20 protein-coding genes are annotated in these 25,932 nt (G+C 59.4%); 14 read left to right on the top strand and 6 right to left on the bottom strand.

Annotation, left to right across the window (positions count from 1 at the left end; genetic code table 11):
- Position 1: 1 nt before the first annotated feature.
- The gene (locus ACFOTD_RS14905; RefSeq protein WP_378120028.1) at positions 2-904 is read right to left on the bottom strand and encodes a LysR family transcriptional regulator; all 903 of its coding nucleotides are present in this window, start codon (positions 902-904) and stop codon (positions 2-4) included.
- A 204-nt stretch (positions 905-1,108) separates the two neighbouring features.
- Between ACFOTD_RS14905 and ACFOTD_RS14900 the strand changes: the two genes are divergently transcribed.
- The 4 genes from ACFOTD_RS14900 to ACFOTD_RS14885 all read left to right on the top strand — a co-directional run bounded on the left by ACFOTD_RS14900 (position 1,109) and on the right by ACFOTD_RS14885 (position 7,239).
- Entirely contained in the window at positions 1,109-2,662 is a 1,554-nt protein-coding gene (locus tag ACFOTD_RS14900; RefSeq protein ID WP_378120026.1) for an MDR family MFS transporter, read from the top strand.
- Positions 2,663-2,666: 4 nt separating this feature from the next.
- Positions 2,667-3,275, top strand: a complete 609-nt coding sequence (locus ACFOTD_RS14895; protein ID WP_378120024.1) for a PadR family transcriptional regulator — start codon at positions 2,667-2,669, stop codon at positions 3,273-3,275.
- Between the two features lie 836 nt (positions 3,276-4,111).
- Positions 4,112-5,851: a methyl-accepting chemotaxis protein gene (locus ACFOTD_RS14890; RefSeq protein ID WP_378120022.1), complete on the top strand. Its 1,740-nt coding sequence runs from the start codon at positions 4,112-4,114 to the stop codon at positions 5,849-5,851.
- Between the two features lie 122 nt (positions 5,852-5,973).
- Positions 5,974-7,239, top strand: a complete 1,266-nt coding sequence (locus ACFOTD_RS14885; RefSeq protein ID WP_378120020.1) for an MFS transporter — start codon at positions 5,974-5,976, stop codon at positions 7,237-7,239.
- 23 nt (positions 7,240-7,262) lie between these two features.
- Here ACFOTD_RS14885 and ACFOTD_RS14880 read toward each other — a convergent pair whose 3' ends face one another.
- Positions 7,263-8,204: a zinc dependent phospholipase C family protein gene (locus ACFOTD_RS14880; RefSeq protein WP_378120018.1), complete on the bottom strand. Its 942-nt coding sequence runs from the start codon at positions 8,202-8,204 to the stop codon at positions 7,263-7,265.
- A gap of 243 nt (positions 8,205-8,447) precedes the next feature.
- On the opposite strand from ACFOTD_RS14880, the gene ACFOTD_RS14875 reads away from it, so the two are divergent.
- The 6 genes from ACFOTD_RS14875 to ACFOTD_RS14850 all read left to right on the top strand — a co-directional run bounded on the left by ACFOTD_RS14875 (position 8,448) and on the right by ACFOTD_RS14850 (position 15,882).
- Entirely contained in the window at positions 8,448-8,906 is a 459-nt protein-coding gene (locus tag ACFOTD_RS14875; RefSeq protein WP_378120016.1) for a chemotaxis protein CheX, read from the top strand.
- 204 nt (positions 8,907-9,110) lie between these two features.
- Complete coding sequence (locus ACFOTD_RS14870) at positions 9,111-9,887, top strand: SDR family NAD(P)-dependent oxidoreductase (protein WP_378120090.1); 777 nt, start codon at positions 9,111-9,113, stop codon at positions 9,885-9,887.
- A 40-nt stretch (positions 9,888-9,927) separates the two neighbouring features.
- Positions 9,928-11,859: a DEAD/DEAH box helicase gene (locus ACFOTD_RS14865; RefSeq protein ID WP_378120015.1), complete on the top strand. Its 1,932-nt coding sequence runs from the start codon at positions 9,928-9,930 to the stop codon at positions 11,857-11,859.
- A 224-nt stretch (positions 11,860-12,083) separates the two neighbouring features.
- On the top strand, positions 12,084-12,869 hold the full coding sequence (locus tag ACFOTD_RS14860) for an ABC transporter ATP-binding protein (protein ID WP_378120013.1): 786 nt from the start codon (positions 12,084-12,086) through the stop codon (positions 12,867-12,869).
- The gene (locus ACFOTD_RS14855; protein ID WP_378120011.1) at positions 12,862-14,130 is read left to right on the top strand and encodes an ABC transporter permease; all 1,269 of its coding nucleotides are present in this window, start codon (positions 12,862-12,864) and stop codon (positions 14,128-14,130) included. Before ACFOTD_RS14860 ends, ACFOTD_RS14855 begins: the two co-directional genes overlap by 8 nt.
- Positions 14,131-14,325: 195 nt before the next feature.
- A complete protein-coding gene (locus ACFOTD_RS14850; RefSeq protein WP_378120009.1) occupies positions 14,326-15,882 on the top strand; it encodes a diguanylate cyclase domain-containing protein in 1,557 nt (518 codons plus the stop codon).
- Between the two features lie 83 nt (positions 15,883-15,965).
- Here ACFOTD_RS14850 and ACFOTD_RS14845 read toward each other — a convergent pair whose 3' ends face one another.
- Both ACFOTD_RS14845 and ACFOTD_RS14840 read right to left on the bottom strand, forming a co-directional pair.
- Entirely contained in the window at positions 15,966-17,279 is a 1,314-nt protein-coding gene (locus tag ACFOTD_RS14845; RefSeq protein ID WP_378120007.1) for an aminotransferase class I/II-fold pyridoxal phosphate-dependent enzyme, read from the bottom strand.
- A gap of 150 nt (positions 17,280-17,429) precedes the next feature.
- Complete coding sequence (locus ACFOTD_RS14840; RefSeq protein ID WP_378120006.1) at positions 17,430-18,044, bottom strand: pyridoxamine 5'-phosphate oxidase family protein; 615 nt, start codon at positions 18,042-18,044, stop codon at positions 17,430-17,432.
- 112 nt (positions 18,045-18,156) lie between these two features.
- Between ACFOTD_RS14840 and ACFOTD_RS14835 the strand changes: the two genes are divergently transcribed.
- The 3 genes from ACFOTD_RS14835 to ACFOTD_RS14825 all read left to right on the top strand — a co-directional run bounded on the left by ACFOTD_RS14835 (position 18,157) and on the right by ACFOTD_RS14825 (position 21,835).
- A complete protein-coding gene (locus ACFOTD_RS14835; protein WP_378120004.1) occupies positions 18,157-19,854 on the top strand; it encodes an aminotransferase-like domain-containing protein in 1,698 nt (565 codons plus the stop codon).
- Positions 19,847-20,632, top strand: a complete 786-nt coding sequence (locus ACFOTD_RS14830; protein WP_378120002.1) for a helix-turn-helix domain-containing protein — start codon at positions 19,847-19,849, stop codon at positions 20,630-20,632. Before ACFOTD_RS14835 ends, ACFOTD_RS14830 begins: the two co-directional genes overlap by 8 nt.
- Positions 20,633-20,896: 264 nt before the next feature.
- On the top strand, positions 20,897-21,835 hold the full coding sequence (locus tag ACFOTD_RS14825; protein ID WP_378120000.1) for a transposase: 939 nt from the start codon (positions 20,897-20,899) through the stop codon (positions 21,833-21,835).
- A 262-nt stretch (positions 21,836-22,097) separates the two neighbouring features.
- Here ACFOTD_RS14825 and asd read toward each other — a convergent pair whose 3' ends face one another.
- Positions 22,098-22,898: an archaetidylserine decarboxylase gene (gene asd, locus ACFOTD_RS14820; RefSeq protein WP_378119998.1), complete on the bottom strand. Its 801-nt coding sequence runs from the start codon at positions 22,896-22,898 to the stop codon at positions 22,098-22,100.
- A 243-nt stretch (positions 22,899-23,141) separates the two neighbouring features.
- Here asd and ACFOTD_RS14815 point away from each other — a divergent pair, with 243 nt between their 5' ends.
- Positions 23,142-24,290, top strand: a complete 1,149-nt coding sequence (locus ACFOTD_RS14815) for a glycosyltransferase family 4 protein (protein WP_378119996.1) — start codon at positions 23,142-23,144, stop codon at positions 24,288-24,290.
- Positions 24,291-24,354: 64 nt separating this feature from the next.
- On the opposite strand, the gene ACFOTD_RS14810 is transcribed toward ACFOTD_RS14815, so the two are convergent.
- Complete coding sequence (locus ACFOTD_RS14810; RefSeq protein WP_378119994.1) at positions 24,355-25,704, bottom strand: Nramp family divalent metal transporter; 1,350 nt, start codon at positions 25,702-25,704, stop codon at positions 24,355-24,357.
- Positions 25,705-25,932: the final 228 nt, after the last annotated feature.

Genomic DNA, 25,932 nt, shown 5'->3' with positions numbered 1-25,932 from the left:
CTTATTCGCTGCCGGTGAATTGATCCTCCGGCATGCCCTTCAAGTCGTTGAGAAATTGCTTCATCGCGTGACTGACATAGCGGCCGGACTTGGTGATGACGCCGACCGGATGGCTGACCTCGAGCTCTTCGACCGCGATCATCTTCAGGGAGCCCCGCCGCAGCTCGCTCGCGATCGACAATTTGGACACGATCGCCGCGCCGAGATTGAGCTCCACCATCCGTTTGACCTCTTCGCTGCTGCTAAGCACCATGACGGGGTTAGGATCGATGTGATGCTCTCTGAAAATCCGGTCGACGAACCTGCGGCCGAGCGTGTCGGGCGACAACAAAATCATGGGAACGTCTCTTAGCATGCCGACGGTAACGCGGTTGCGGGACGCAAGCGGGTGACCCGGCGCGACGACGAGCTCGAACGTGTCGTAGTAGAGCACCGAAGTCTCGACATGCGCGCTGCGCTCGGCCAGGTAGCCGATGCCGATGTCGACGAAGCCATTTTCCACGCTGGTGAGCACCTGGGAGGAGGGCATCGTATGAATCGTCGTCTTAATGAGCGGATATTGGTTTTGAAAATAGGACAGAACCCGCGGAAGAATCTGCATCGCGATGGAAGTTGTCGTGCCGAGCACAATATGTCCTTGGGGATTCTGGTCCAGATCGGACAGCTTCTGCTTCAGCTCTTCGACGATGGATAAGATGCGCTGGGCGTGCTCGAGAAATACTTGACCGCGGTCGGTAAGCGTCACGGGATGATTCCGATCCACCAGGATCGTCTTGAACTCGTCCTCCAGACTTTTGATCTGGGCGGACACGGCGGGCTGCGTCAGGTTCAGCGCTTCGCCGGCCTTGCGGAAGCTGAGCGTCTTCGAGATCGTCAGCAGCGTTTCCAGTTGGTTGATATTCAATCCTGTCACTCCATCCTATTTGAATAATTTATCGACAGGAGTGCGCGAATAAGAAGTTTTTCTAGCCTTCATTTATTATAGAAGGAATCCGACGGGTAAGCAAAGGGAAGGAAGCAAAGAATAAGCATTGCAACTTACTCAAATTTGAGTATAATCGATTTGAACTCCAAATCGTGAAGCAAAGAAAGAGGGAGCTATCCTACCATGGATGCGAAAAAAAGCAATGTAAAACTCGCGATCGCCGGACTCCTGCTCGGCCTGTTCATGGCCGCGCTCGACCAGACGATCGTATCTACCGCGATGAAGACCATTATCCAGCAGCTGGGCGGTCTGGACAAGTTCATCTGGGTCTACTCCGCCTACATGATCGCGATGGTCGTCGCCACGCCGATTTTCGGCAAGCTTTCCGACATGTTCGGCCGCAAGCGGTTTTTCCTGCTCGGCGTAACGCTGTTCCTGCTGGGCTCCATCCTGTGCGGCACCGCGCAGAACATGGATCAGCTGATTATCTACCGGGCGATCCAGGGCATCGGCGGCGGCGCGCTCATGCCGATCGTGTTCACGATTATTTTTGACCTGTTCCCGCAAGAAAAACGGGGTAAGATGATGGGACTCTTCGGTGCCGTGTTCGGTATGTCGAGCGTATTCGGACCGATTCTCGGGGCCGTCATCACCGATAACATCAGCTGGCGCTGGATTTTTTACATCAACGTACCGATCGGTATTCTGTCGTTCTACTTCATCTTCCGCGCTTACTACGAGTCCGCCGCACGGCGCAAGCAGAGCATCGACTGGCTCGGCGCGATTCTGTTGACCGCCGGCGTTCTGTCTCTCATGTTCGCGCTGGAGCTGGGCGGCTCGGACGGCTGGGCCTGGGACTCGTTTAAGACAATCGGCCTGTTCGTCGCCTCGGGCGTATTATTGATCCTGTTCCTGCTCGCCGAGCGCACGGCCAAGGATCCGATCATCGCCCTCGGCCTGTTTAAGAAGTCGCTGTTCACGAGCAGCATGATGATCAGCTTCCTGTACGGCGGCGTCATGATCGCATGCGCGACTTACATTCCGCTGTTTATCCAGGGCGTCTTCCACAAGACCGCGACGCAGACGAGTCTCGTGTTGACGCCGATGATGATCGCGGTCGTTATCAGCAGCCAAATCGGCGGCTTGGTCGCCGGCAAGTTCCGCTTCCGGACGACGATGGTCGTCTCGTCGATCGTGCTCACGATCGGCGCTGCGCTGCTCGGCTTCGCGATGGATCTGACGACTGGCCGCGGGATCATTACGATGTACATGGTCGTCGTGGGGCTCGGGATCGGCGTGTCCTTCTCCCTGCTCAACATCTCGACCCTCGGCTCCGTGCCGCCGCAGTACAAGGGCTCCGCATCCTCGCTGATCACGTTTTTCCGGACGATCGGCTCGGCGCTCGGTATCACCGTGTTCGGCGCGATCCAGAAGCATGCCTTCCAGTCCGACGTGCTGGCGATGCCGGGCTCGAGTCCCGAACTGGCGGCGCAGATCAAGAGCGGTCAGGCGCTGCTCGATCCCGCGGTGCAGGCGGTCATGAAAATTCCGCAAGACGTCTTGCAAAAGCTGCTTAACGAGCTCGGCGACTCGATCATTACGACCTTCCAGTGGGCCGCGCTGCTGCCTGTGCTGGCATTCGTGTTCGCGCTGCTGATGGGCAAAGCGCGCATGGCGCCTTCCAGCGCGGGCAAGCCTGGCGCGAGCAAGCCGGAGGGCGCGCCGGAGCGCGGCTGACGCCATGTCGATGAAGCTGCTCATCCTGGGCATCTTGATGGAGAAGGACAGGCATCCGTACGAGATTCGCCAGACGATGGTGGGGCGCAACTGGAACTATGCGTTTAGACTGCGCGACGGCTCCCTGTACTATGCGGTGGATCAGCTGCGCGATCACGGCTTAATCGAGGCGGTTCACACCGTCCCCGTGCCGGGAGAGCATCGTCCGGACAAGACGATCTACCGCATCACGGATTCGGGCCGGCGGGAGTTCGACAAGCTGATGTACGCCCAGCTCGAGCAGCACGCTTATCCGCAGCATCCGATGATGATGGCGATGCCCTTTTTGCGCCTCGCCGATCAGGCGCGCGTCGCCGACATCGCCGAGCGGCAGCTAGCGGCCTGCGACGAGCGGATCGCCTCGCTGGAACAGGTGCTGGCGGTCAAGGCAAGCAGGATTCCGTCGAGCTCGCTGCGGATGATCGACGGCATGCTCGCCTTCGGCCGCGCGGAGCGAGTCTGGCTGGAGACGATCGTCGCCGAAGCCAGGAGCGGCGCCTACGAAGAAGAACGCGACCAATCGGGCGGGTGGACTCGCAAGACGCGACCGCCGGCTCCGCCGGCACTGGAGTAAATAGTTTGGACGGAAGCCTGTCTGCGCGCCTCGAGCGCGCAGGCAGGCTTTTGCTTTTCCTGCCTTGCTTTTCCTGCCTTGCTTTTCCTGCCTTGCTTTTCCTGCCTTGCTTTTCCTGCCTTGCTTTTCCTGCCTTGCTTTTCCTGCCTTGCTTTTCCTGCCTTGCTTTTCCTGCCTTGCGTTGCTTGCCTTGCGTTGCCTGCCTAAAGTTGCCTGCTTGGCATTTCTTGTCTGGTGTTTCCTGTCCGGCGTTTCCTTTCTGACTCGGAGGGGCGAATCTTGGACAGGTAAGCGCGCTTTCGAATTGCCGGAGCTTGGCGGATGTTGGGCGATTCGAAATAACTGCATTTGTACATGTATTTTCAACCGATCCGAGACATGGAACGAAATGCCTGCAAATGTGCAGGTAATTTCTGAGAACGAGCCGGAAAACGTGCTGAGGGAGGAAATTAACTGCGCTTTTGCATCTATCCTGTCCAAAAGGGACGATTGCGGCGTAAAAGATGTATATTTGCAGGCATTTTGGGCGATGGACGGCCGTCTATGACGATGGACGGTGATGGACGGCGATTAAAGACGATTAAAGACGATAGACGCGGACGAAGATAGGACGTCATGTCGGGAAGGCTGTCAGGTGAGCCATAGGAGGCGTTCCGCACGAATCAAGGATCAGGTTGTTGTTACTCGCGCTAATCCCTTCGTACCGCCAGAATAAGTACGTTTTAAGCGCATATTCAGGAAGCGTTCATAGACGCCTCAGCCAAACAAGCTAATGTAGTCCCTGTACATAATGTTGGAACAATCATCCAATCAGTCACAGGGAGGCTGACGTCTTTATGCGGAATTTGAAGCTGTCGGGCAAGCTCGCAATCATTATCGTTATCGCACTCGTTTTTATTCTGACCGTTGGGCTGGGCGGCAACCAAATGACCCGGACGATGGCCGGCAACGTGGAGGACAGCTATACGAAAAGTTTGCTTCCTTTGTCCTGGCTGCGGCAGATCCAGACCAACGAAAGATCGGTCGACGCATACACGCTTGAGTTGATGCTGATCTCGGATTCTGCCGCCCGTCAGGCCAAGCTTTCGAAGATTCAGCAGCTGCTGACCGAGACGGACGCGCTGATCGATCAATACGCCGCAACTATAAAGGATTCCGCCATGTTGTCGGAGCTGGCCGAATACAAGCAGTTGCTGACATCCTACCGCGACGTCCAGGCGAAAGCAGGCGGGCAGGCGCTGCAGGGCGACGGCGAGGGCGCATACGCCATTTATGCGGATGATACCGGCGATCTTCGCGAACAGATGACGCAAGCGCTGGCATCGTTGGCTAAGCAAACGCAGCAAGCGGCGGACGATTTGTACGCGCAAAGCAAAAACGACGCAACAATGAACAGCTACATCACCGTGGCTATGATCGTCGCCGCGCTGGTGCTGCTGAGCGTCGTGTCGTGGCTTGTGAGTCGCGCCATCACGAAGCCGCTCGGCGCGCTGCGCGATCGGATGAGGCGGGCAGCGGCAGGCGATATGACCGTCAGCGGGGATTATCGCTCCGCGGACGAGATCGGCGAGTTGACGGGTTCGTTCAACGACATGATCGCAGGCATCCGGGAGCTCGCTACCAAAGCGAGCGACGGAGCCGCAGCGCTCAGCGGCGCATCGGCCCGCATGCAAGGGTACGTCAGCGGCTCCTCGGATGCTTCGGAGCGGATTGCGATTGCCGCGGGGCAGCTCAGCACGGGCTTCCTGGAGCAAAACGACGCGGTAACGGGCTTAACCGAGGCAACGGACCGGATGGCCGTATTGCTGACCGGCGTGGAATCGGACAGTCGTCAAGTGCAATCGATGTCCGAAGAAGCGGCGGCCGCCGGCGTGCAGGGGCTTGAAGCGGTGAAGGCAGCGATGCTGCAAATGGAAGAGATCCAGCGGAGCGTATTCGAGACGCAAGCGACGATCCGAGAGCTCGGAGACCGTTCCGACGAGATCGGCTTTATTGTCACGACGATCGAGGAAATGGCGGGGCAGACGAATCTGCTCGCGCTGAACGCGACGATCGAGGCCGCGAGGGCGGGAGAAGCGGGACGGGGATTCGCCGTCGTGTCGGACGAGATCCGCAAGCTCGCCGACGACGCTTCGCGCGCCTCGCGGCGCATCGCCGAGATGGTGAAAAGCATCCAGCAGGAGACGGGACGCGCGTCGGCGGCGATGGACGAGGAGGCGAAGCGCGTCAGAACCGGCGTCGACCGGACAGGGCAGGCAGCGGAGTCGTTCCGGGATATCGAACGGGCGATTCGCGGCGTGAAGCAGAAGCTGGCGGAGGTTGCCGATTCCTCCACCGAGGCGATGGATTCGTCCCGTCGCATGGCGGGCAGTATGAAGCTGTTCAGCGCTTTTTCGGCCGAAGGCACCGCCGGCATTCAGGAGATGTCCGCCGAGAGCGAGGGCCAGAGCCGCATGATGAGAGAGGCTGCGGCTTCCGTCGACGAGCTGAGCCTGCTCGCGACCGAGCTTCGGTCGGCTATCGGCAAGTTCGAGCTGGGCGAGGCGGAGATCGCTGAGACCTTACCGGCGCAATAATTGGGCGAAGCGGAAATCGCTGAGGCCCTGCCGGCGCAGTAATTTTGAAGGCACGAAGGAGTTGCGCCCCGCCCGCGTCGAATTGATGAGGAGGCATAAATCCGACAGAAGAGGGCGATGCGGTGCTGGACGATAAGAAAGCGATACGCGCGTGGACGATGTACGATTGGGCAAACTCTTCGTTCGCAACGACGATTATGGCGGCCGTCATGCCGATCTACTACGCAGGAGTCGCGGCGAGCGGCCTGGGAGACGGGAGAGCGACGTCTTACTGGGGGTTCACGCAGACGGCCGCGGCGATCGTCGTCGCCGTTCTGTCGCCGCTGCTCGGCGCGATCGCCGACCGTTCGGGAGGCAAAAAGCGTTTTCTGGGCGTGTTTACGCTCTTGGGCGCGGCGGCGTGCATTGGCATGGCTTTTATCGGGGAAGGCGAATGGCTCGCGGCTTCGGCACTCGTTATCGTCGGCATGATCGGCTTCGGAATGGGCGGCACCTTTTATGACGCGCTGCTCAACGATGTCGCCTCGCCCGCGATGCGGGAGCGCGTCAGCGCCAAAGGCTTCGCCATGGGCTATCTGGGCGGCGGCGTACTGCTTGCGGTCAATCTGGCGCTCATCATCGGATATAAAGCGTTCGGCTTCAAGGACTCGGCCGGTGCCTCGCAGGTTTCCTTCGCCATGGTCGGCGTATGGTGGGCGCTTTTCTCCCTGCCGCTATTCAAGCACGTGCGCGAAGCGAAGGGCATGCCAGGCAAATCGGCGTCGGAGAGCGTGCGCGAGGGATTGGCCCGGCTCAGGCAAACCTTTCGCAGCATCCGGCGTTATCCCGAGCTGTTCAAGTTTATGGTCGCTTACTGGTTTTTCTTCGACGGCATCAACACGATCATCGTTATGGCGACCAGCTATGGGACCGACATCGGCCTGGAGCAAAACGCTTTGATCGGCGCGCTGCTGCTCACGCAGTTCGTCGGATTCCCCGCGACCTGGCTGTTCGGACGGCTGGCAGACCGGATCGGCGGCAAAAAGATGCTGTACGGCGCGCTGTCGGTGTACGTGATCATCGTGCTCCTGGGCTATTTCATGACGAACGAGTACCATTTCTTCGCCCTCGCGCTGCTCGTGGGGCTCGTCCAGGGCGGCGCGCAATCGACGTCGCGGGCGATCTACAGCCGGCTCATCCCGCCGGGGCGCACCGCGGAGTTCAACGGCTTCCTCAGCTTCACGAGCCGGTTCTTCTCGTTCGGCGGCCCGCTCGTATTCGGCGTGGTAGGCGTCCTCACCGGCTCAAGCCGCGCGGCGCTGCTCGCGATCGCGCTCTTTTTCCTCGTCGGCATCGCGCTGCTCGCCCTGGTCAAGCTGGAGAAAGGCTGGCGCGAAGCGTCGGAATAAGCGAAGAACGGCATGCTTTAACCTTAGATGACAGGCTCCGCGAACGTGATCCAGGCGCTGCCGCAGGGCAGGCCGGTCTCGTAGGAAACGTTGCCGACGAGCGATTCGAACGCCGCCTTTGCCGCTGCGGCTTCGCCGGCGACTTTGGCGCCAAGCCAGCGAAGGCCGGCGCCGAGCGTCCGCCTGCCGTCTTCGAGGGCGTCGTCCCATAGATCGTATACGCTCTCCTGCCGGATGCGCGTACGGTCGACCGGATCGATCCAGCCGCTGCGCCTCGCGTTCAGGACGTCCCAGGGCGGAATCGCGCGCGGCGGCGAAAAGGGGGCGAGCATTCCGAACGTCAGCTTGCCTTTCCAGCCCCGCGGATCGAAAAAGAGGCGCTGGGCGGCGACGAACTGACGGACGGACGCATCCAGCATATCGGCGGTCAGCTCGACCGCGAGCCCCGGGTAATGCTTGCCGGATAGCGCGAGCAAGATGTCCGTCATGCCTCCGGGCAGCTTCCCGCCCGTGTCGATCTCCTTCGATACGGGCGTTTTTCCCGTATGGATGCCTGCCCGGCGCCACATAACGACCGAATCCATGGCGGTCTCGAATTGCTGATGCTTCCATTTGCCGAATCCGGACAGGCTGAAGATATAGGGGTGCACATGCCGATCCAGCACGTGATGCAGCAAAAAGCCTGCGGCGTAAGCCTCGGCCTCCTTGCCGGCGGTGCTCGCGCGCGCTGCGTCGAACAAGTCGACCATGAACGGCCCGCAGGATACGTTGTGCATAAGGCTTCCTAACCGGTTGGCCGGCGTGTGCGACCGCTGCCAGGGAAGGAAATGGTCGTAAAATAAAAAATCGGGGCCCTGGCAGCCGAGCTGGAACGCGCTCCGCAGCGCGGGACCGTTAAGGTACGGAAGCCGAAGCTCCTCCGCGAGCTCTCTTCCGAATTGAATGTGCGCCCACAAATTTGGCATGTTTGTCCTCCGGATTTCTGAGAAACCATGACTAATGGTGTCGTTTTCACGCGTATTTTTATAGGGTCTTTTGGCCTATTATCGTTCGAAAGTACCGCGATTTAACGGAAATAAGTATACTTGTCCTACTTATTTAAGTATAATGATGGCAACAAGGCAAGAGAAGCGGTATTTTGTCGAAACGAAGCGAAGACAACGAGTTCCGGCTTATAGAATCGGCTCGCAAGGAGGCATCGCTCGCGAATGAAGGCGGAATATATCAACCCATTTCTGGAATCGGCCCGGATGGTCATCGAGCAAATGGTACAGATCAGGCCCAGCACCGGCCAGCTGGCGGTCAAGGACATCCAGTTCGTAGACAATCACGTATGGATCCAGATCGGGCTCACGGGCCACATGAGCGGCGACATCGTATTCGGATTGAGCGAATCGGTCGCGCTGAAGATCATATCCGCGATGATGGGCGGATTCGCCATCACGGAGATCGACGATATGGGCAAGAGCGCCATCTCCGAACTGGGGAACATGATCAGCGGCAACGCATCGACCATTTTGTTCAACCAAGGCGTCCATGTCGATATTACGCCGCCGCGCATCGTCCATTCGATGCTCGAGAGTCACGGGGAGGTTCGCCGCGCTTTGGCGGTTCCTCTGATCATGGACGGAATCGGCGAGATGGAGATTCAGGTATTGATTGCTTAGTTCGCGCGGTGCCGTCCTTTGGACGGCGTGACATATCGTCGTACCGATCGATATGCTACAATAAGGAAGCCCCTTTGGGGCTTTTTTTTAACGCCCGATTGCAATTGAGGAGCGTATACCCGATCAATGCACCTATAAATAGCCAGGCTGCGGTCGGATGTCCGATCCGGCGGGCGGCTGATAAGGAGAATGGCCATGTCATCCATAGACCTGCGCGGCCGGATCGTGCTCTTGACCGGCGCCTCGAGCGGGATCGGCGCGCTGGCCGCCCGCATGCTGGCGGAACGAGGAGCGGTGCCCGTGCTGGCCGCCCGTTCGGCGGACAAGCTGGCAGCAGTTGCGGCCGGAATCCGGGGCGAGCATGCCGTATTCGAATGCGACGTGCAAAGCGCGGCGTCCGTCGAGGATACCGTCGCGCGGACGCTCGAGCGCTTCGGGCGCATCGACGCGCTGGTTAACAATGCGGGCTACGGAGAGTTCCTTCCTTTCGAGGAAACGGAACTGTCGCGGTTTGAAGCCATGATGGACGTCAATTATATGGGTACCGTGCGGTTTTGCAAAGCCGTGTATCCGGCCATGAAGCGGGAGGGATCCGGCCACATCGTCAACGTCGCCTCGATCGCGGGCAAGATCGGGACGGCCAAGGCGACCGGTTATGCCGCTTCCAAGCACGCCGTGCTGGGCTTCACCAATTCGCTGCGGCAAGAGCTGCGGGGCAGCGGCATCAAGATCTCCGCGCTCAATCCGGGGCCGATCGATACGCCCTTTTTTGATCGTGCGGATCCGGGGGGGACGTACAAGCGCAATATCCGGCGATTTCTGATGCAGCCGGATACGGTCGCGCAGGCATTGGTGCGGCTGCTGGAGACGGGCAAGGCGGAGCGTGATTTGCCCTGGGTGTCCGCGGCCGGCGCGAAGCTGATCCAGCTGTTCCCGGTACTTACGGCGGGCGTCGCAGCCCGATTGCTGAACAAGAAATGACGGCTCTGCCGATGGGCATGGCCGCAAAGGAGAATGGACGATGTCGGAAGAACAAATAGAACGACAGGAAGAGCTGGAGGGCGCTTCGGCCGAGACGAAGGTTGAGGACCAAGCGACCGAGGTGAACCCGGAAGAAGGCAACGTTGAGAATGACGAGGGACGTACCGAGGAACGTGCAGGAGGACGTACGGAGGAACGTACCGAGGAACTTGCAGAAGGACGTACGGAGGAACGTCCAGAAGGACGTACGGAGGACCCGACAGAGGGAAGTTCCGATGAAAGTTCCGGAAGCGTCGATAAGCGTACGTTTAGCGGCCTCGGACTTGAATCGGCTCTGAGCGACGCGCTTGCCGCGGCAGGCATCCTGGAGCCGACCTCGGTGCAGGCGGGCGTCATTCCCGAGCTGTTGGCCGGCAGGGACGGCGTGCTGCGGTCTCCGACGGGCTCGGGCAAGACGCTGGCGTACCTGCTGCCGCTGCTGCAGCGGGTCGATCCTGCGAAGCGCGAGACGCAGGCGGTCGTCATCGCGCCGACGCAGGAGCTGGCGATGCAGATCGTGCGCGTATCGGAGAAGTACGGCGAGCCGCTCGGCGTCAAGACGGTCGCTCTGATCGGCGGCGCCGCGTTGTCGCGGCAGCTGGATCGCATGAAGGGCAAGCCGGCGATCGTCGTCGGCACGCCGGGACGGATCCGCGAGGTCGCCTCGCTCCGCAAGCTGTCGCTTCATGCGGTAAGGCATGTCGTCGTCGACGAGACCGACCGCGTCTTTTCGCTGGGGGGCAAGAGCGATGTCGAATTCGTGCTGAAGGGCGCAGCAAAAGACAAGCAAACCGTGTTCGTGTCGGCGACGCGCTCGGATACGATGAGAGCCGCCGAAGCCAAATGGCTGCGCGACCCGTGGGAGACGACGGTTCGGCAGGAGCAGGAGCCGGGGCTGCCGCAGACGATCGAGCATCTGTACCTGGTCAGCGACCCGCGGGACAAGATCGATCTTGCACGGCGTATCATACGCACGATGAAGCCGGCTTCGACGCTGCTATTCGTGAACGACATCGAGCGGATCGGCGAGCTGCTCGCCAAGCTGCGCTTCGAGGGCTTCGCGGTGGATGCGCTATACGGAGACACGCCGGGACGGGAGCGCGGGGAGGTCCTCCGCAAGTTCCGCGAGGGGAAAACGAAGCTGCTGGTCGCGTCCGACGTGGCCGCTCGCGGACTCGACGTGCAGGAGCTCGCGCTCGTGCTGCAGTTCGAGCCGGCGCTCGACGCGGACCACTACGTGCACCGGGCGGGACGCACCGGCCGGATGGGGCGGAGCGGGACGTCCATTACGATCGTAACGCCCAAGGAACAGTTCATCATGGACAAGCTGGGCAAGCAGCTGCGCATCGAGATCCGCGAGCGGCGTCTCGCGCACGGTAAGCTCGAGGGCGTGAAGGAGGAGCGGTCCGGACCGCGAGGAAAAGGTACTGCCGGCGCCCGGGCAGCTTCAGGCAGCGAAGGGAATTCAAGAGCTCCGGTAAGCGGAACGGCGGCTTCGAGACCCGCAGCCAGCGGCCGTGCGGGAGCGGAGGCCGGCTCAAAGAAGGCTGGAACCGGGCACCAAGCGGGCGGAGCCAAGCGTTCGTTCGGAGCCGGGGGCGGCAAGCCGGCAGCCGAGCAGACGATCGCCGGCGGGCCGAAGCGGACGGTCGGCGCCGTTGGAGCGAAGCGAACCGGCAGCGCAGGCTCGGGCCAAGGGCCACAAGCCGGGACTGCCGGCGGGTCGGCTGGAGCGAACGCCAAGCCCGCAAAGCGGGGTGCGGCCGCAGCGGGCACGCCTAAGGCAGGGAAGGGCGGCGGCAAATCGACGCCGCCCGCGCGTCCGGCCGCCAAGGGCAAGGTCAAGCAAGATCGGGAGCGCGACAGCAAGAATAAAGGGGCGCCGCGTTGGTTGAAGGAAAAGCGGGCGAGCAACGTCCCGCCAACCGAATAGAAGCGGCGCCTTCGGACGAACGGGGCGATGCGGCTGTCCATGCCGCATCGTCCTGTTTTGGTTTTTAGCGCGGGCTGCAGATCAACGACCAGAACGAAGCGCAGCATGGGACATGCGCAACAGAAACTGAGCTTCTCGTTTTCCGAATAGGAGAAGAGATGCAAGCGGGTTGCGGCTTCGTTATAATGAAGAGATATCCGTCCATTCGAGGAGGTTGCGAACCGATGGCAACCGCGTTAACGCTAGACAAGCTGACTGGAGGGTACAGCGCCCGCAAGCCTGTCCTTCACGAACTCAGCTTCGACATACAGCCTGGAGAGATGATGGGACTCATCGGCCTGAACGGCGCAGGCAAGAGCACCGCCATTAAGCACGTATTGGGACTGATGCTGCCGCAATCGGGCGAGGTGCGGGTCGCGGGCTTGCGGCTGGAAGACGACCGCGACCGTTATAGGTCATCCTGCGCTTACGTTCCTGAGCAGCCGTCCTTGTTCCCCAACTTGACGGTATCCGAGCATTTGCGCTGGACGGAGGCGGCCTATGGCATAGACGCCCAGGCGGCGGCGCGCAGGACCGAGGCGCTGGCCGAGACGTTCCGCATGAAGCACGCGATGGGGGCGCTGCCCGGGACGTTGTCCAAAGGGATGCGCCAGAAGGTTATGCTGATGAACGCGCTGCTCGTCTCGCCGCCGCTGCTCATCATCGACGAGCCGTTCCTGGGGCTCGATCCGCTGGCGACGCGGGCGCTCGTCCATGCGCTCAACGAGGCGAGGGCGGCAGGATCGGCTATTTTGCTCAGCTCGCATATTTTGCCTGCGCTCGAGCGCAACGCGGACCGGATCGTCGTCCTGCATCAGGGACGCATCCTGGCCAGCGGCACTCCGGGCGAGGTCAAGCGAGCGGCTGGCGCAGCAGGCTCCGACTATACGCTTGACGATGCGTTCGAGCGGTTGATCCTGGCCGCCGACGAGAAGGCCGCGCCGCCGGAAGGAGGCGCCGCCCGTGGCTGATCCGGTTCATAGGGAAAAGCTCCGGGAAGTCGGGGATTGGCGGCGCGAGCGGGCATCTGCGTTCCGGCGCGAGATGTTCCCCTATCTGCGTTACGTAGCGCAGAGCGGATTTGCAATGCTGTTGGCCGCGATCGGCATTACGCTGCTCGCCGGCTATGCCGGCCTGTTGTCCGATATGCCGCCGGCCTGGCCCGCCGACGTCGTCGGCGTCGCATTAATTTTTTTCGTTTCAATCTACACGCCGCTTCGGAGCTATCTCCAGCCGGCCGATACCGTGTTCCTGCTGCCGGCGGAGTCACGCGTGCTATCGGCCAATCTGTTTCCGGCGCTGCGCCGATCAGCCCTCTTTGGCGCGATCCGCGCGCTCGTCGTGTTCGTCATCTTTGCGCCGCTGTATGCCAAGGCGCCGGTCACGGCCGACGCTGCGCCGTCTCAGCCGGCCGCTTGGGCCTCGCTGGCGGCCGGGATCGCGCTGCTGGCCGCCTGGAATATATATGCCGCCTGGCAAGAACGCAGAGCGCTGTCGGCAACCGCCCGCCTGGCCCTGCGCTTTGCCCGCTGGACGGCCGTACTGCTTGCCGCAGCCGCGCTGCTTACCAAGCCGCTGTTGCTTGCAGCCGGCTTTGCGCTGCTTGCTGCTGCCGCCGTGTCTGCGGCAGCGCTGCTCACGCCCCGCCACCGGCTTCCGTGGGATCGCCTGATTGCGGAGGAAGGCGCCGCGCGCAGACGCTGGCTGTCTTTCCTCGGCTGGTTCGTGGACATCCCGACCGAGGCGCCGCCAGCCGCTTCGCGGGCCTGGATCGCTTGGGTCGCGGATCGGGTGCCGCGGAGTCGGCGGTTCGCATGGCATTTTCTATACGCGAAAACGTTTTTGCGCGGCGAAGCGTTCGGCGCCTTCTGGCGCTGGTGCGCGCTGCTGGCCGTCATCGCGCTGTTCGCCCGTTCGACCGCCGTCGACGTGATGGTGTACGTCGTGGGTATCGTCGTCGGCGGACTGCAGCTCACCGAGCTCGGACGGATCCGTTTCGCCGAGCATGCTTCCGTCGTGCCGCTCTCCCCCGAGGGGAGAAAGAAGGCAGCGTCGGCGGTCGTCCGGGCCGCGGGACTCGCCGCCGCCGCGCTTCTCTGGCTGGTCGCATGGGGGCCGCACGCCGCTTCCTCGCCGACCTGGTGGCTGATCGCGCTTGCACTTGCGATCGGGTGGACGGGGTGGCTGCTGCCAAGACGATTAGCTGCGAGAGACGAAGATGAAGAGCTTTAACGCACAACATACAAATGAAGAGCAGGAAATCAGACCCTGTTAGCGAATAGTACTTTGTAACCAAAAAATCCGGATTCGATCTCCTTCAAAGGGCGCAGTGCAGCCCATTCCTAAATGTATGCGCGAACAAATCCGGATAGGGTCCGAACAAATACAAATTAAAAAACGAATAGCAGTAACTGGAAGGAGCGATCTATGGGCGGATTTTTGACAAACCTCGCCCTGCACGTCATCCCCGGCGCGATGCTCGGCTGGCTTTCGGTCGAGGTCTTTCTTCGCAACCCGCTGCACCGGTTGAACCGTCTAGCCTCGATTCTGTTCGCTTTAATGGCGTTACAGTTTGGCGCTTCGTTTCTGGCTTCGTTTTTTCCCGATACAGACGCGGCGAAGCTCGTCAACGGACTCTTGATTGTTCCGACCTGCGTGCTTGGCTTCCTGATCATGCTCTTCGTTCGCCAGCTTAGCGGTCAGGCGGGCAAGTTCAAACCTCCAGCGAGCTATCTTGACATCGCGTTGGCCGTACCGCTTGTTTTTATTGTGTTGGTTATTTCCCAGCCAAGCGTCTATGGAGCGTACGCGGAGTACACAGGAGATCTGGACCAGGGAGAGGGAGTGCGGGCGGGATCGGTCATCTTGGCGACGACAGTATGGCTGTACGTTTCTGCCGTCTGGCTGATCGGTTGGAAAACGGCCCGTCTGGCTGCCGGTTCGATCCGCTCGCAGCATGTTCAGGCGGGTTTCGCCATCTTGGCCGGAGCGGTCGTGACAGCCGCCGCCGTGCTGGCGAGACTAAACGGAATGCCGGCGGAATGCGCGCATCTGATGGGATTATTCGCCGTTTTGCTCTTTGCTTTTTTCATTCGCAGAGCGATTTTGCATTATGGCCTTATGCCATCTGTTTTGGAAAAGTACAGAGTGCTGTTCGAGCTATCTCCGTTTGGCGTACTATTGCTGGATGCAAAAGGATCGATTCGCGAAGCGAATCCGGTCGTTAAGCTGCTGCTCGGCCTGCCGCCGGCAGAACTCATCGGCAAGCCGGTTTCCATGTTTCTCGACAAGGGCGAGCGCTTACCGCTGGACGGAATCGGATCGATGATGATGGAGATCGGTATGGTTGATATTTCGGGCGAGTCCAAACGTATGACTGTCCATCTCAGCGAAGTGACGGCAGAAAGCGAGCGTATGTACTGCGTCGTGCTGCAGGACGAGACAGGCCGCAAAAAAGCGGAAGAGGAAATTTGGTATCTGGCCTATCACGATGCATTGACGGGCGTCGGCAATCGACTCTACTTCCAGGAGACCATCTCCTCGTTCCTTCAAAATGGTTCGGAGGGCGCGCTGCTGCTGCTTGATCTGGATCGCTTCAAAGCAGTGAACGATCGGCATGGTCATCAAGCCGGAGACAATCTTTTATGCGAGATTGCCGCCAAATTGAGAGAATGCACGCCTAACAGCGGGATGCTGTTCAGGCTTGGCGGCGATGAATTCGCAATCGTGCTGCCCGATGTCGGCGATGCTTGGGAGCCTGCGTCGACTGCGCAGCATCTGTTGGACGGCTTGACGGGGCATCGCGGCGCGATCTCGTCGGACTCTCCCGTAACGGTCAGCATCGGGATCGCCCTCTGGCCGGCACACGGAAACGATACGACTTCCCTGCTGCATGCGGCGGATACTGCCATGTACAAGTCCAAGGACCTGGGACGCAATCGCTATAGCTTGTACGCCAGCGAGTATGCCGGAACAAGCGCATAAACAGAAAAAAAGGCCTTGCCCGTCATCGGAAGATGAGAGGAGCAAGGCCTTTTGCATCGCTTGGCTGAGCATGGCAGCGGAGATTACGCTTGTTCGGCCGCTTCGGCTTTGATCTCGGATACGGCTGCGTAGATCCGGTCGAACAGATCCTCCAGGTACGGTTCCTCGATACAAGAAAATGCGACGCGCAAATCGTTCTCGCCCAGCGCGATCGTGCCGACCTCATAGCGGTCGAGCAAGCGTTGGCGGACGGCTTCCGCACTGAGCCCGTCGAGACGCAAGCACATGAAATAGCCGGAATTAAACGGATAATAGCTCCAGACGCCTTCATACTTGCCGCTGTCGAGCAGGCTCTTAACCTTATTCGCGCGACCCTTCATGATTGCGTATTTTTCCGCTTTTTGCGCTTCGAAATCAGGCGATTTGAGCGCATCGAGCACGAAGGTCTGCGATGGATGGGGGCCGCTGGAGATCGTGGCACGGATGATGCCGAGCGTCTTCTGCTCGAGCGCGGCGAGCGCGGCTTCCGAAGTTCCGCCATAGGTAATGAAGCCGACGCGGAAGCCCCAGACATATTCTTCTTTGGTGGCGCCGTCGATCTTGACCGGGAGTACGCGTTCGTGCAGGCCGCACAGCGCGCCGAAGAGCGACTCGTGCATCGAGTCTTCGAAGAAGAGCGCAAAGTACGCATCGTCGGTCACCGCGACGACGTTGATGCCGGCTTCGGCGGCGTCCTTAATCGCCGCGACGATCGCGGCGCCTTCCGCGCGGCTTGGCGTATAGCCGGTCGGGTTATTCGGGAAGTTGAGCAGCACGATCGCTTTGCCCTGTTCTTTGCGGGAGAGCAGCGCCTCGCGCAGGCCTTGTGCGTTGAACAGGCCGTCTGCACCGTAAAGCGGGTATTCCACGATCTCTGCGCCACGGCGAACGCCAAAGGTCAGTTCGTAGTTTTCCCAGTTCTTATCGGGGATAATAACGGCATCACCGGCATCGGCGAACAGATCGGCGACGATGCTGAGGCCGTGCGTCAGCGCGTTCGTAACGACAGGCAGGCTGAACGTCTTACCCTGCAGCGAAGGGTTTTCCTTCAGCATTTTTTCGCGCCATGCGGCACGGAGCTCAGGTTTGCCAGCCGGCGGCGCATATTCGTAAATGTCCTTGGGACTATAAGCGGACAATTTGTCTTGGATCATTTTCAGGTGCATCGGCTGCCCGTTTTCCGTCGCGATACCGATCGTCGCGTTATACGTTTTCGCTTTTTGCTTCGCTTCGGCAGATTGGCTCAGGATGCCTATCTTGGGAAAATAAATGGCCTTGCCGAGTCCGGAGAGCATCTCCGCGAATCGAGGCTGTTCCTTGGCGATGGTGTCGTTGAGCTGTTGCGCGAGGGGGTTCATTGCCGTCATCCTTCCACATGATCGAGTTCCCTGGTGAGAAAATTTCTCAAGCAGGGCATCAGTTGCTATTATACACGATCGTACCAGACGCGTCACCCGCGAGGCTGCCCGGAGGATGAACAATCCTTGAGCGATTCAACTTTAACGTGCCTATTCCTGCTTCGGAGCCCATTCCTTCATGAACGCGACAGTGAGCGGATCTCCGGGGCGGCCTCTTCCTTCGAGGCCTTCGACGACGTCACTGCGTTTTTTCTCGGAGAGGTTCTGTCCGAATTTGAACTTGCCCGCCATCTCCTCTATATTAAGGCGCAGCACGGCTACGCCCTTAAGCTGCGGTGCATACTTCGGATGGCTGGCATCGATCGCCAAGTGCCCGCCTTCCGGCTGAAGCTTGATCATCAGCGCGGATAGTGCCTTCGCTTTCTCAGCGGCTACTTCGACCTGCTCGACCCGGCCGCGAATCCGGACGGAGCGGAAGTAAAGCGTAGCGGGGCAGGCCATCAGCGGATCGCTATAATAGGAAGGGATAAAAGCGTGCGCCTCGTAAACGACGAACTCCGCCCGGTCGTCTTCGGCGATGCCGCTCATTTTCTCCCCCTTCTTGCTCCCGTGAAAATAAACGGAGCCGTCCGAGTAGGCGTAATTCAGCGGCACCGCCTTCGGCCAGCCGTCGTTGCCCCTGAATGTCAGCACGCCGTCGTCCCGTTCGTTCAGGAACGCTTCGCATATTTCTCGATCTTCCACATTAAACTCTTTTCTGCGCATATTGCCGCCTCCCGTCTACGTGTGAGCTTTATTCTAAGTCCATCATTGACAAGTCAAAAGATCCAATTTACATTAAAAATATTGGTCCATTGTGAAGAGAAGGTTGGCTGCTATGAATATCCAGGTTCCCTACGATGTGCGTTTATCCGCATGCGGCGTCAAGCATCTCGCCTTGTACCAGGCGATTCGCGACAGTATCGTCAGCGGCCAGCTCCAGCCCGGTGCCAAGCTCCCGTCAACGCGGACGTTGGCCGATTCGTACGGACTGTCCCGCGGCAGCGTGAGCATCGCTTACGAGATGCTTGCTGCAGAGGGCTACGTGCGCGCATCGGTAGGGCGGGGCACCTATGTAGCTGGCGAAGAGGGGTGCACTTCGGATCCGGTCACGTTCTCGAAACTGGACACGGCTATGATGACGAAGCCAATATCATATTCAGGGTCACACGGCCCCGATGAGGAACAGGCGACGGAACGATTGAACGCGTCAGCTTCGAGACTGTCGGGTTGGGGGATACGTCTTGTCCGAGATGCACGGTTGGATGCGGGGTATGGGGCAATATCTCAGCCGAAGGTGTCTCAGAATGCCGATCCAAATTCGGAAAGTTCGCAATACGCCGCCCCACGCGCTTCCTCCAAGGGACCGTTCGAATCCATTTCCTTCAAGCCGCGCGGTATGGGCGAGCAATGGTTCCCCTGGAAGTCGTGGAAAGCGGCAGTATCTGCCGAATGGCGAAGACGCGGTCCCGCGCTAGCGGAGGGGACTCGTACGGCAGCGGGCAGCGCGGAGCTGCGGCGAGCGATCGCAGGGAGGCTGCGGCGCGAACGGGGCATCCTGTGCGAAGCGGAGGACATCGTCGTGACGGGCGGCTCGATGCAAGCGATCGCGCTGCTGGCGCAGCTGCTGCTCGAGCCCGGCAAGTCGGCCGTTACGGAGGATCCTTGCTATAGCGGCATACAGCGCGCCATTCACGCGAGCGGCGCGGCACTGATTCCAGCGCCGATAGACCGGCATGGCATCATACCCGACGATTGGCCGGCCGAGCTGCTCTTCGTGACGCCGACGCGTCAATTTCCTACCGGCGCCGTGCTGACTTACGAGCGCAGAATGGCATTGCTGGATTGGGCCGCCAAGCGGGGCGCCTGGATCGTAGAGGACGACTATGACAGCGAGTTCCGCTGGTCGGGTCGTCCAATCGAGCCGCTCAAGTCGCTTGACAGGCAGGAGCGGGTCATTTACATCGGGTCGTTCTCGCGAGTGATGCGGCAGGAAGTGCGGATTGGCTACGCGGTACTGCCGCCTGGGATGCATGAGCCGTTTCTGCTGGCCAAGCAGCTCTACGATCCTTATCCAGCGGGCCTGACGGAGCAGCGCGCGCTAGCAGACTGGATGAATCAAGGCGAATACGACCGCCATCTAAGACGCACCCGCCGTATTTTTAATCGGCTGCAAGGCCAGCTTCGCAAGGAACTGTCGAAGCTGGGGCCTTTTTTTGACGTACATCCAGCCGACGCCGGACTGCTGTTGTTCGCCACTTGGACCGGACAGCCGGATCGGTACGACCGGCTAGCGTCGGTTTGCAAGCAAGCGGGCGTTAGCTGGGGGGATGGTTCGATTTATGCTGCCGAGCGGCGGCCCGAAGAACGAACCGCATTGTTCGGCTTTGCGCACCTGGATGAAGCCGGCATTGCCAGAGGGATGCAGACGATTCGCACGGCGGCCGAGCAGCTCGGACTTATGGACGAGCGCCAGCATGGCGAAACTGCATGGCACGAGCACACAGAAAGGAAAGGGGGGGCGGAAGATGCTTGACGCGTCGCCGGAAGCCTACGAACTCAAGCTTTACCTGGCCAAGATCGTATGCGAGCCGGGCTGGAAGTGGCAGAAGCGGGAAATGCCGCTTGCGAATTACGACTTATTTTACGTATGGAGCGGAGAAGGCGAGGTCATCCTGAACGGCCAGCCATTCCCCGTAGAAAAAGGAAGCTGCTTCCTATTCAGGCCCGGAGACCGGACGAGCGCTACCCACAATCCACAGAAGCCGCTCGTGTTGACTTATATTCACTTCGACGTGAGCGTGCCTGTGAAGCTCGTACCGAAGCCGTATCGGATTTTGCAGGACACGTTCGAATTCGAGCATCTGCTCGCGAGGTATGTCCGGCTCTTCCTCGTCAAGACATTCGCAGCGGAGGAAGAAGCAAGGCTCGTGCTTAAACAGCTCATCATTCATCTGCTGCGCAACGATCTTGAAGAGCCCGTCGAGCGCAAAGCGAGCAATCAGCTGACAGAGAGCATCCACGAAGTCGCCAACTATATCCGCCAGCATCCCGGTGAGTCCCATCGAGTGGACGATCTGGCAGCGCGCGCCGGCTTGTCGCCGAGGTACTTTTCGGTCAAGTTCAAGGAGCTGATCGGATCCTCGGTTCAAACCTATATGATTCGCACCCGGATCGAGCGGGCGCAGCATCTGCTGCTGCACGCGGGCATGAACGTGACCGAAGTCGCCGACGCGCTCGGCTACCGCGATATTTTCTTTTTCAGCCGCCAATTCAAACAATATACAGGAAAGAGCCCGTCGGAGATCCGATAGGGTTCTTTTATTATACGCTGACCTCAAAAAGCTAGCGCCTATCGTAAGAGCACGATGGGTCTATTTCTGACATTACAACGATATCCCCTTCGCGCAGGTAACGCGCTAGCGGATGGAATTTAGACGCCAGGCAAGCTCAATATGCTCTCCCTTTCGCGCAGGGGAAATCATTTTTTTGAAAAAGATGGAACAAAAGGCTTGCAGAGGTGGGATGAAAGAGATAAAATACGAACATATGATCTTATATGGTTTGGGGGAAGTTGGATGAGCGCTTCGAACCGATTGTGCGAGCAGGCACCGACTTTTAACGAAGAAGATTGCGAGATCGCCCTTTTTCGTGCGAAATGGCCTAACGGCTTTCGTTGTCCCCGATGCGGAGGACTCGATTTTTATCGCATTGTTTCCCGCGGTCGCAGACTGTTCGAGTGCAGCTCATGCTCCCGCCAAACCTCGCTTACCGCCGGCACGATTTTGCAAGGCACCCGCACGCCGCTCGTCAAGTGGTTTCAGGCGTTGTTTTTGATGCAGACGGGCATCTCGGCCGTACTGTTGGCTGAGCTTATTCAGGTAACATATAAGACGGCTTGGCTCATCAATCATAAGCTTCGATTTGCGATCCAAATGCACGACGAGGGACGGCCGCTGACGGGCGACTTGCAGTTGCTGGGAGATTTCTACGCACGTCCGGTGACCAATCGGCCTTCGGATCCTTTGACATACCGGGATGAGCCTGCCGTCGCAGGTGCATCGATCGACCCGGAGAGCGGGGAGATTGCGGAGATCAAAATTAAAAGAGTGTCCGCAACAGCGTTTAATCGCCGTACGTTCGACATCGATTCGTTCGGAAGCTTTTTGTGGCGGCATGCAATAGAAGATCGGACAGGGGATCGGCGGATCGAGATCGTGAAGGCATCGGGCCGCGAAGGCGTGACGGCATTGGGCGTCGTATGGCGCGGCGCGATCGGTTGGCTCGCGCGGACGTTCGGGGGTATCGGGCCTAAGCATTTGCAAGCTTATCTGGACGAGTACTGCTTCCGCGTTAACGTACGAACGAATGGTTTTAATGCATTGCTAACTCTCTGCGGCCGGACCGGTACCATCACGCAACCGGAGCTTGTGTGCAAGAGGTACGGCGTCCGCTCCATCCGCTGGACAGGTCATACGCATACAGCGAAGCTGACTCGTTCGCTATGTGTTTCTTAATGGCGCACATATAAGAGCTTAACTCCTTCCTCCCTTGCGATGGTTATGTCCTTTTACCCCTACGCATTTGGCTCATTTAATTTTTAGCGGTTCATAGAAGTTGTTTCATTCGGCGTCCAACCTGAGCGAGGGGGATATCGTGTTAATGGGGGAAAGGGTGGTTTGGTTGCAAACTTGCCCCGGCAATAAAAAGGACCGACTGCTGCCACAGAGACGGCGAGATGTCTGCTCGTCGTCCTGGAAAGCGTCGGTCCGTCGGTCTTTATTTTCTGGCAGGATCCGCGACCAGAGTACCGAGCAGTTGGCCTACCCGAACCTGATCGCCGGTCTTGAAACCTGGAAGCGGCAGGATGGTGTCGTCCTCTGTAAGCAGAACGACGGTGGAGCCGAATTCGAAGTAGGCCAGCTCCTGTCCGCGCTCGAGCGAGCGAGGGAGAGGTTCTATGTACTTGATGCTGCTGACGTTCAACGCGCCGACCTTTACGACCGCGACCTCTCCGCTGCCGTGACGCACATAAGTGATGAGCCGCTCGTTGCGCGATAGCACTCGCCTCATCAAGGTCAGTCCTCGGTCGTTAACGGGATAGACCCGACCTGGGATATGCTCGGTCTCGACGATCTCGCCTGAGCAGGGCGTATGGATCCGATGATAGTCGCTCGGACTCAGATAAAGAACCCAATAGTAACCGCTGCGATATTGGCTCGCGCGGGGAGAGCGGTTCAGCAGCTCTTCCAGCGAGTAGTCCTGTCCCTTTACCTGCATGAGCAGACCGTTCTCGATCGGCCCGCAAGCGGCGATACGAGCGTCCACCGGGCTTACCAGTGCGTCGGGCGTAGCATCGATGGTCCGGCTGCCGGGTACTAGCCGCCGGGTGAAGAACTCGTTCAGCGTCGCGTACTCGGCAAGCGGCTTCTCCGCTTCTTGAACCGGGATCCGGTATACCGCTGCGAATCGGGGAATAAAGCGCCTGCTCAGCGGCGACTTGGCGATGCTCCCTGCTAACCGGGAAATGAATTTGCGCGAAGACAGCTCCGTCATGGCGCGCAGCAGCCAACGGTTCATCGTGCGGCCACTCCTTTGCCTCATAGATAGAAATCCGGACTGCGAACGCGAATCGGGCGCAGTCGTTCCCTAGTGTGACATATCGGTGCATAAACTTCAACCTGCGCGAGCGGCGAATTTTACGATAAGCGGTTTTGCACACCCATTTGCGGATGATCCGCTTTCCCGCGGGTACTTGCCGTGTCCTACGACAGCACTCTGGTGTATGCTGTCTAAAGTATACAGGACGAGGGGCGTGAACCCGTGAGAGCCGCATTCGTTACGCCGGGCGCGTACCCGGTCCCTGCGCCGCGCGGGGGGTCTGTGGAGCGTGTCGTTGAGAATTTCGTGCCTTTGCTCGCGGACAGCCTCGAGGTTCGCATATACGGAAGAACCGCGAAGGGACTGCCCCGGCGAGGGATGCTTCACGGCGCCAGCTGCGAACGCGTACGGGCACCCGGGAGGCGGGCTTACCTATCGGGCGTCGTCGCGGGACTGCGTGCCTACCGGCCGCAGCTTATCGAAGTGGAGAACCGGCCGCGACTGGTTCCCCTGTTAAAACGTCAATTTCCCGGGGCGCGCGTGTGGTTGCATTTGCATTCGAACACCTTCATCTCGGGTAAGGCAATCTCTCCCAAGGAGCTTCAAAGGTGCCTTGGTGCGGCCGATCGGATTCTTGTTAACAGCTTCTTTTTGAAGGCGGATGTCGAGATGAGGGCGCCTCGTTCGGCCGCGAAGCTGGGCGTCGTTTACCCTGGCGTCGATCCTGCTTGGTTCGGCGGGCGGGCTATGCGAGAAGCTATACGGAGCGCCCATGGCTGGCAGCACCGCCAGATCGTATTGTTCGCCGGCCGTCTGATCCCTTTGAAGGGCGTGCATCATCTGCTTGCGGCGCTGCCGGCGCTCGTTCGCCGTCATCCGAACGTGCTGCTGGTCATTGTGGGCTCTCCCTTTTACGGCTCCAACCGTACTTCTGCCTACTCGCGCAAGCTGCTGCGTATGGCTAAGCCATGGCGTCGCTACGTCCACTTCGAACCTTACGTATCGCACGAGCATATGCCGGCCTGGTTCGGCATGGCGGACATGGCCGTCGTTCCTTCTGTGCGCCGCGAGGCCTTCGGTCTTGTCAACGTTGAGGCCATGGCTTCGGGGCTGCCGGTCGTCGCCTGCCGTGTCGGCGGCATGAAGGAGATCGTTGAGGATGGCGTTACCGGCTTTCTGGTCGATCCTCACCGCTTGGCTGCAGAGCTGACGGATCGGATCTCGTTGCTGCTGGAGGATGAGGCGCTTCGCCTGAGAATGGGCGCTTTTGGGCGCGAACGCGTGCTGGAGCGGTTTACCTGGCGGCATACGGCGGATCGTTGGCTCTTTGAACTCCAGCGGGACCTGGAGACGGGAGTGCGCAGGGGATAGCAGGGGGAAGCACATTATGAAGAAGCCCGCGCGGCCAGGCCGCGCGGGCTTTTAAACGATAGAGTTAACCAAAAAACGTCCGGTACAACAAGTATGCGTTGAGTACCATAATGACGGCAGCGATGATCCAAGCCAACCATTTTAGCCAAGCCTTGTTAGCGAACTCGCCCATTTTGACGCGGTCGGAAGTAAATTTGACGAGCGGGACAACGGCGAAGGACAGCTGTAAGGATAGAATAACCTGGCTAAGGATAAGCAGGTCCATCGTTCCCTTTTCACCGTACAAGGCTGTCACGATGACTGCCGGAATGATCGCGATGAGTCGCGTTATAAGGCGTCTGAGCCAGGGTTTCATCCGGAAGTTCAGAAAGCCTTCCATGACGATCTGGCCAGCGAGCGTGCCGGTCAGCGTAGAGTTCTGTCCCGATGCGAGCAGCGCGACGCCGAACAAGACGGATGCCGCGGCAGTGCCTAGCAGCGGCGCAAGGAGATGGTAAGCTTCGTCGATGTCCGCAACCTCGGAATGGCCGCTCGTGTGGAACGCTGCAGCCGCGATGATCAGAATCGCCGCGTTGATAAAAAGAGCAAAGAACAATGCGATCGATGAGTCCCAAGTCGCGAACTTGATGGCTTGGCGTTTGCCCGAAGGCGTGCGTTCGTAATCTCGTGTCTGGACAATCGACGAGTGCAGGTAGAGATTGTGCGGCATAACCGTTGCGCCGAGGATACCGATGCCGATATAGAGCATGGTCGGATTGGAAATGATCTCCGTGCTCGGAACGAAGCCTTTGGCGATGCCCGAGATTGAAGGGTGCGACAGGAACAGCTCGATGCCGAAGCAAGCGCCGATGAGTACGATGAGCGCGATGACGAATGCCTCAATGTAGCGAAAGCCTTTATTCTGAAGGAACAAAATAATAAGGACGTCGAACGCGGTTAAAACAACGCCGTATAGCAACGGAATGCCGAATAGCAAGTTCAACGCGATTGCGGCGCCGATTACTTCGGCCAAGTCGCAGGCAGCGATCGCAAGCTCGCAAAGCGCCCATAGTCCGACCGCCACAGGCTTGCTGTAGTGATCGCGGCACGCTTGGGCAAGGTCTCTGCCCGTGACGATGCCGAGCTTGCCGGACAACGCCTGGAGTACCATCGCCATCAGGTTGGACAGCAGGATAACCGACAGGAGCGCGTATCCGAATTGGGAGCCGCCTGCCAGGTCCGTGGCCCAGTTGCCGGGGTCCATGTAGCCGACTGCGACAAGATAACCTGGTCCGGCAAAAGCCAAAAATTTGCGGATCAACGAGCCCTTGTGCGGTACTTTGAGACTTCTGTGGACCTCGGGCAGCGAAGGCATGCCCTCCTTGTTGCGCCAGCCGCCGGTTGGCGGCGTGCTGAGCGCGGCTTCTTCTTTCATGACGGATCACCTCTTGTTGAGTTAAATATAATCTGCATAAGGCAATAATTTTGGCATATGGGACATAAAGTTGCACTGAGGCAAAACCCTTGTTAGGTTTTAATATACGCCCGAACCCTGAAAAAGTAAACTGCAATTTTGCAGGGGCAAGAAGCTGTCGTGACAACCGCCCGGATGCCTGCATAGTATGAGGCAGATCATATTCGGGAAGGAGCCTCACATGAAGAC

It is taken from the genome of Cohnella sp. GCM10012308, assembly GCF_042649185.1.
Classification (GTDB): domain Bacteria; phylum Bacillota; class Bacilli; order Paenibacillales; family Paenibacillaceae; genus Cohnella.
The sequence above is the reverse complement of the archived record's forward strand: the minus strand, read 5'-3'. Positions and strand labels throughout refer to the sequence as shown.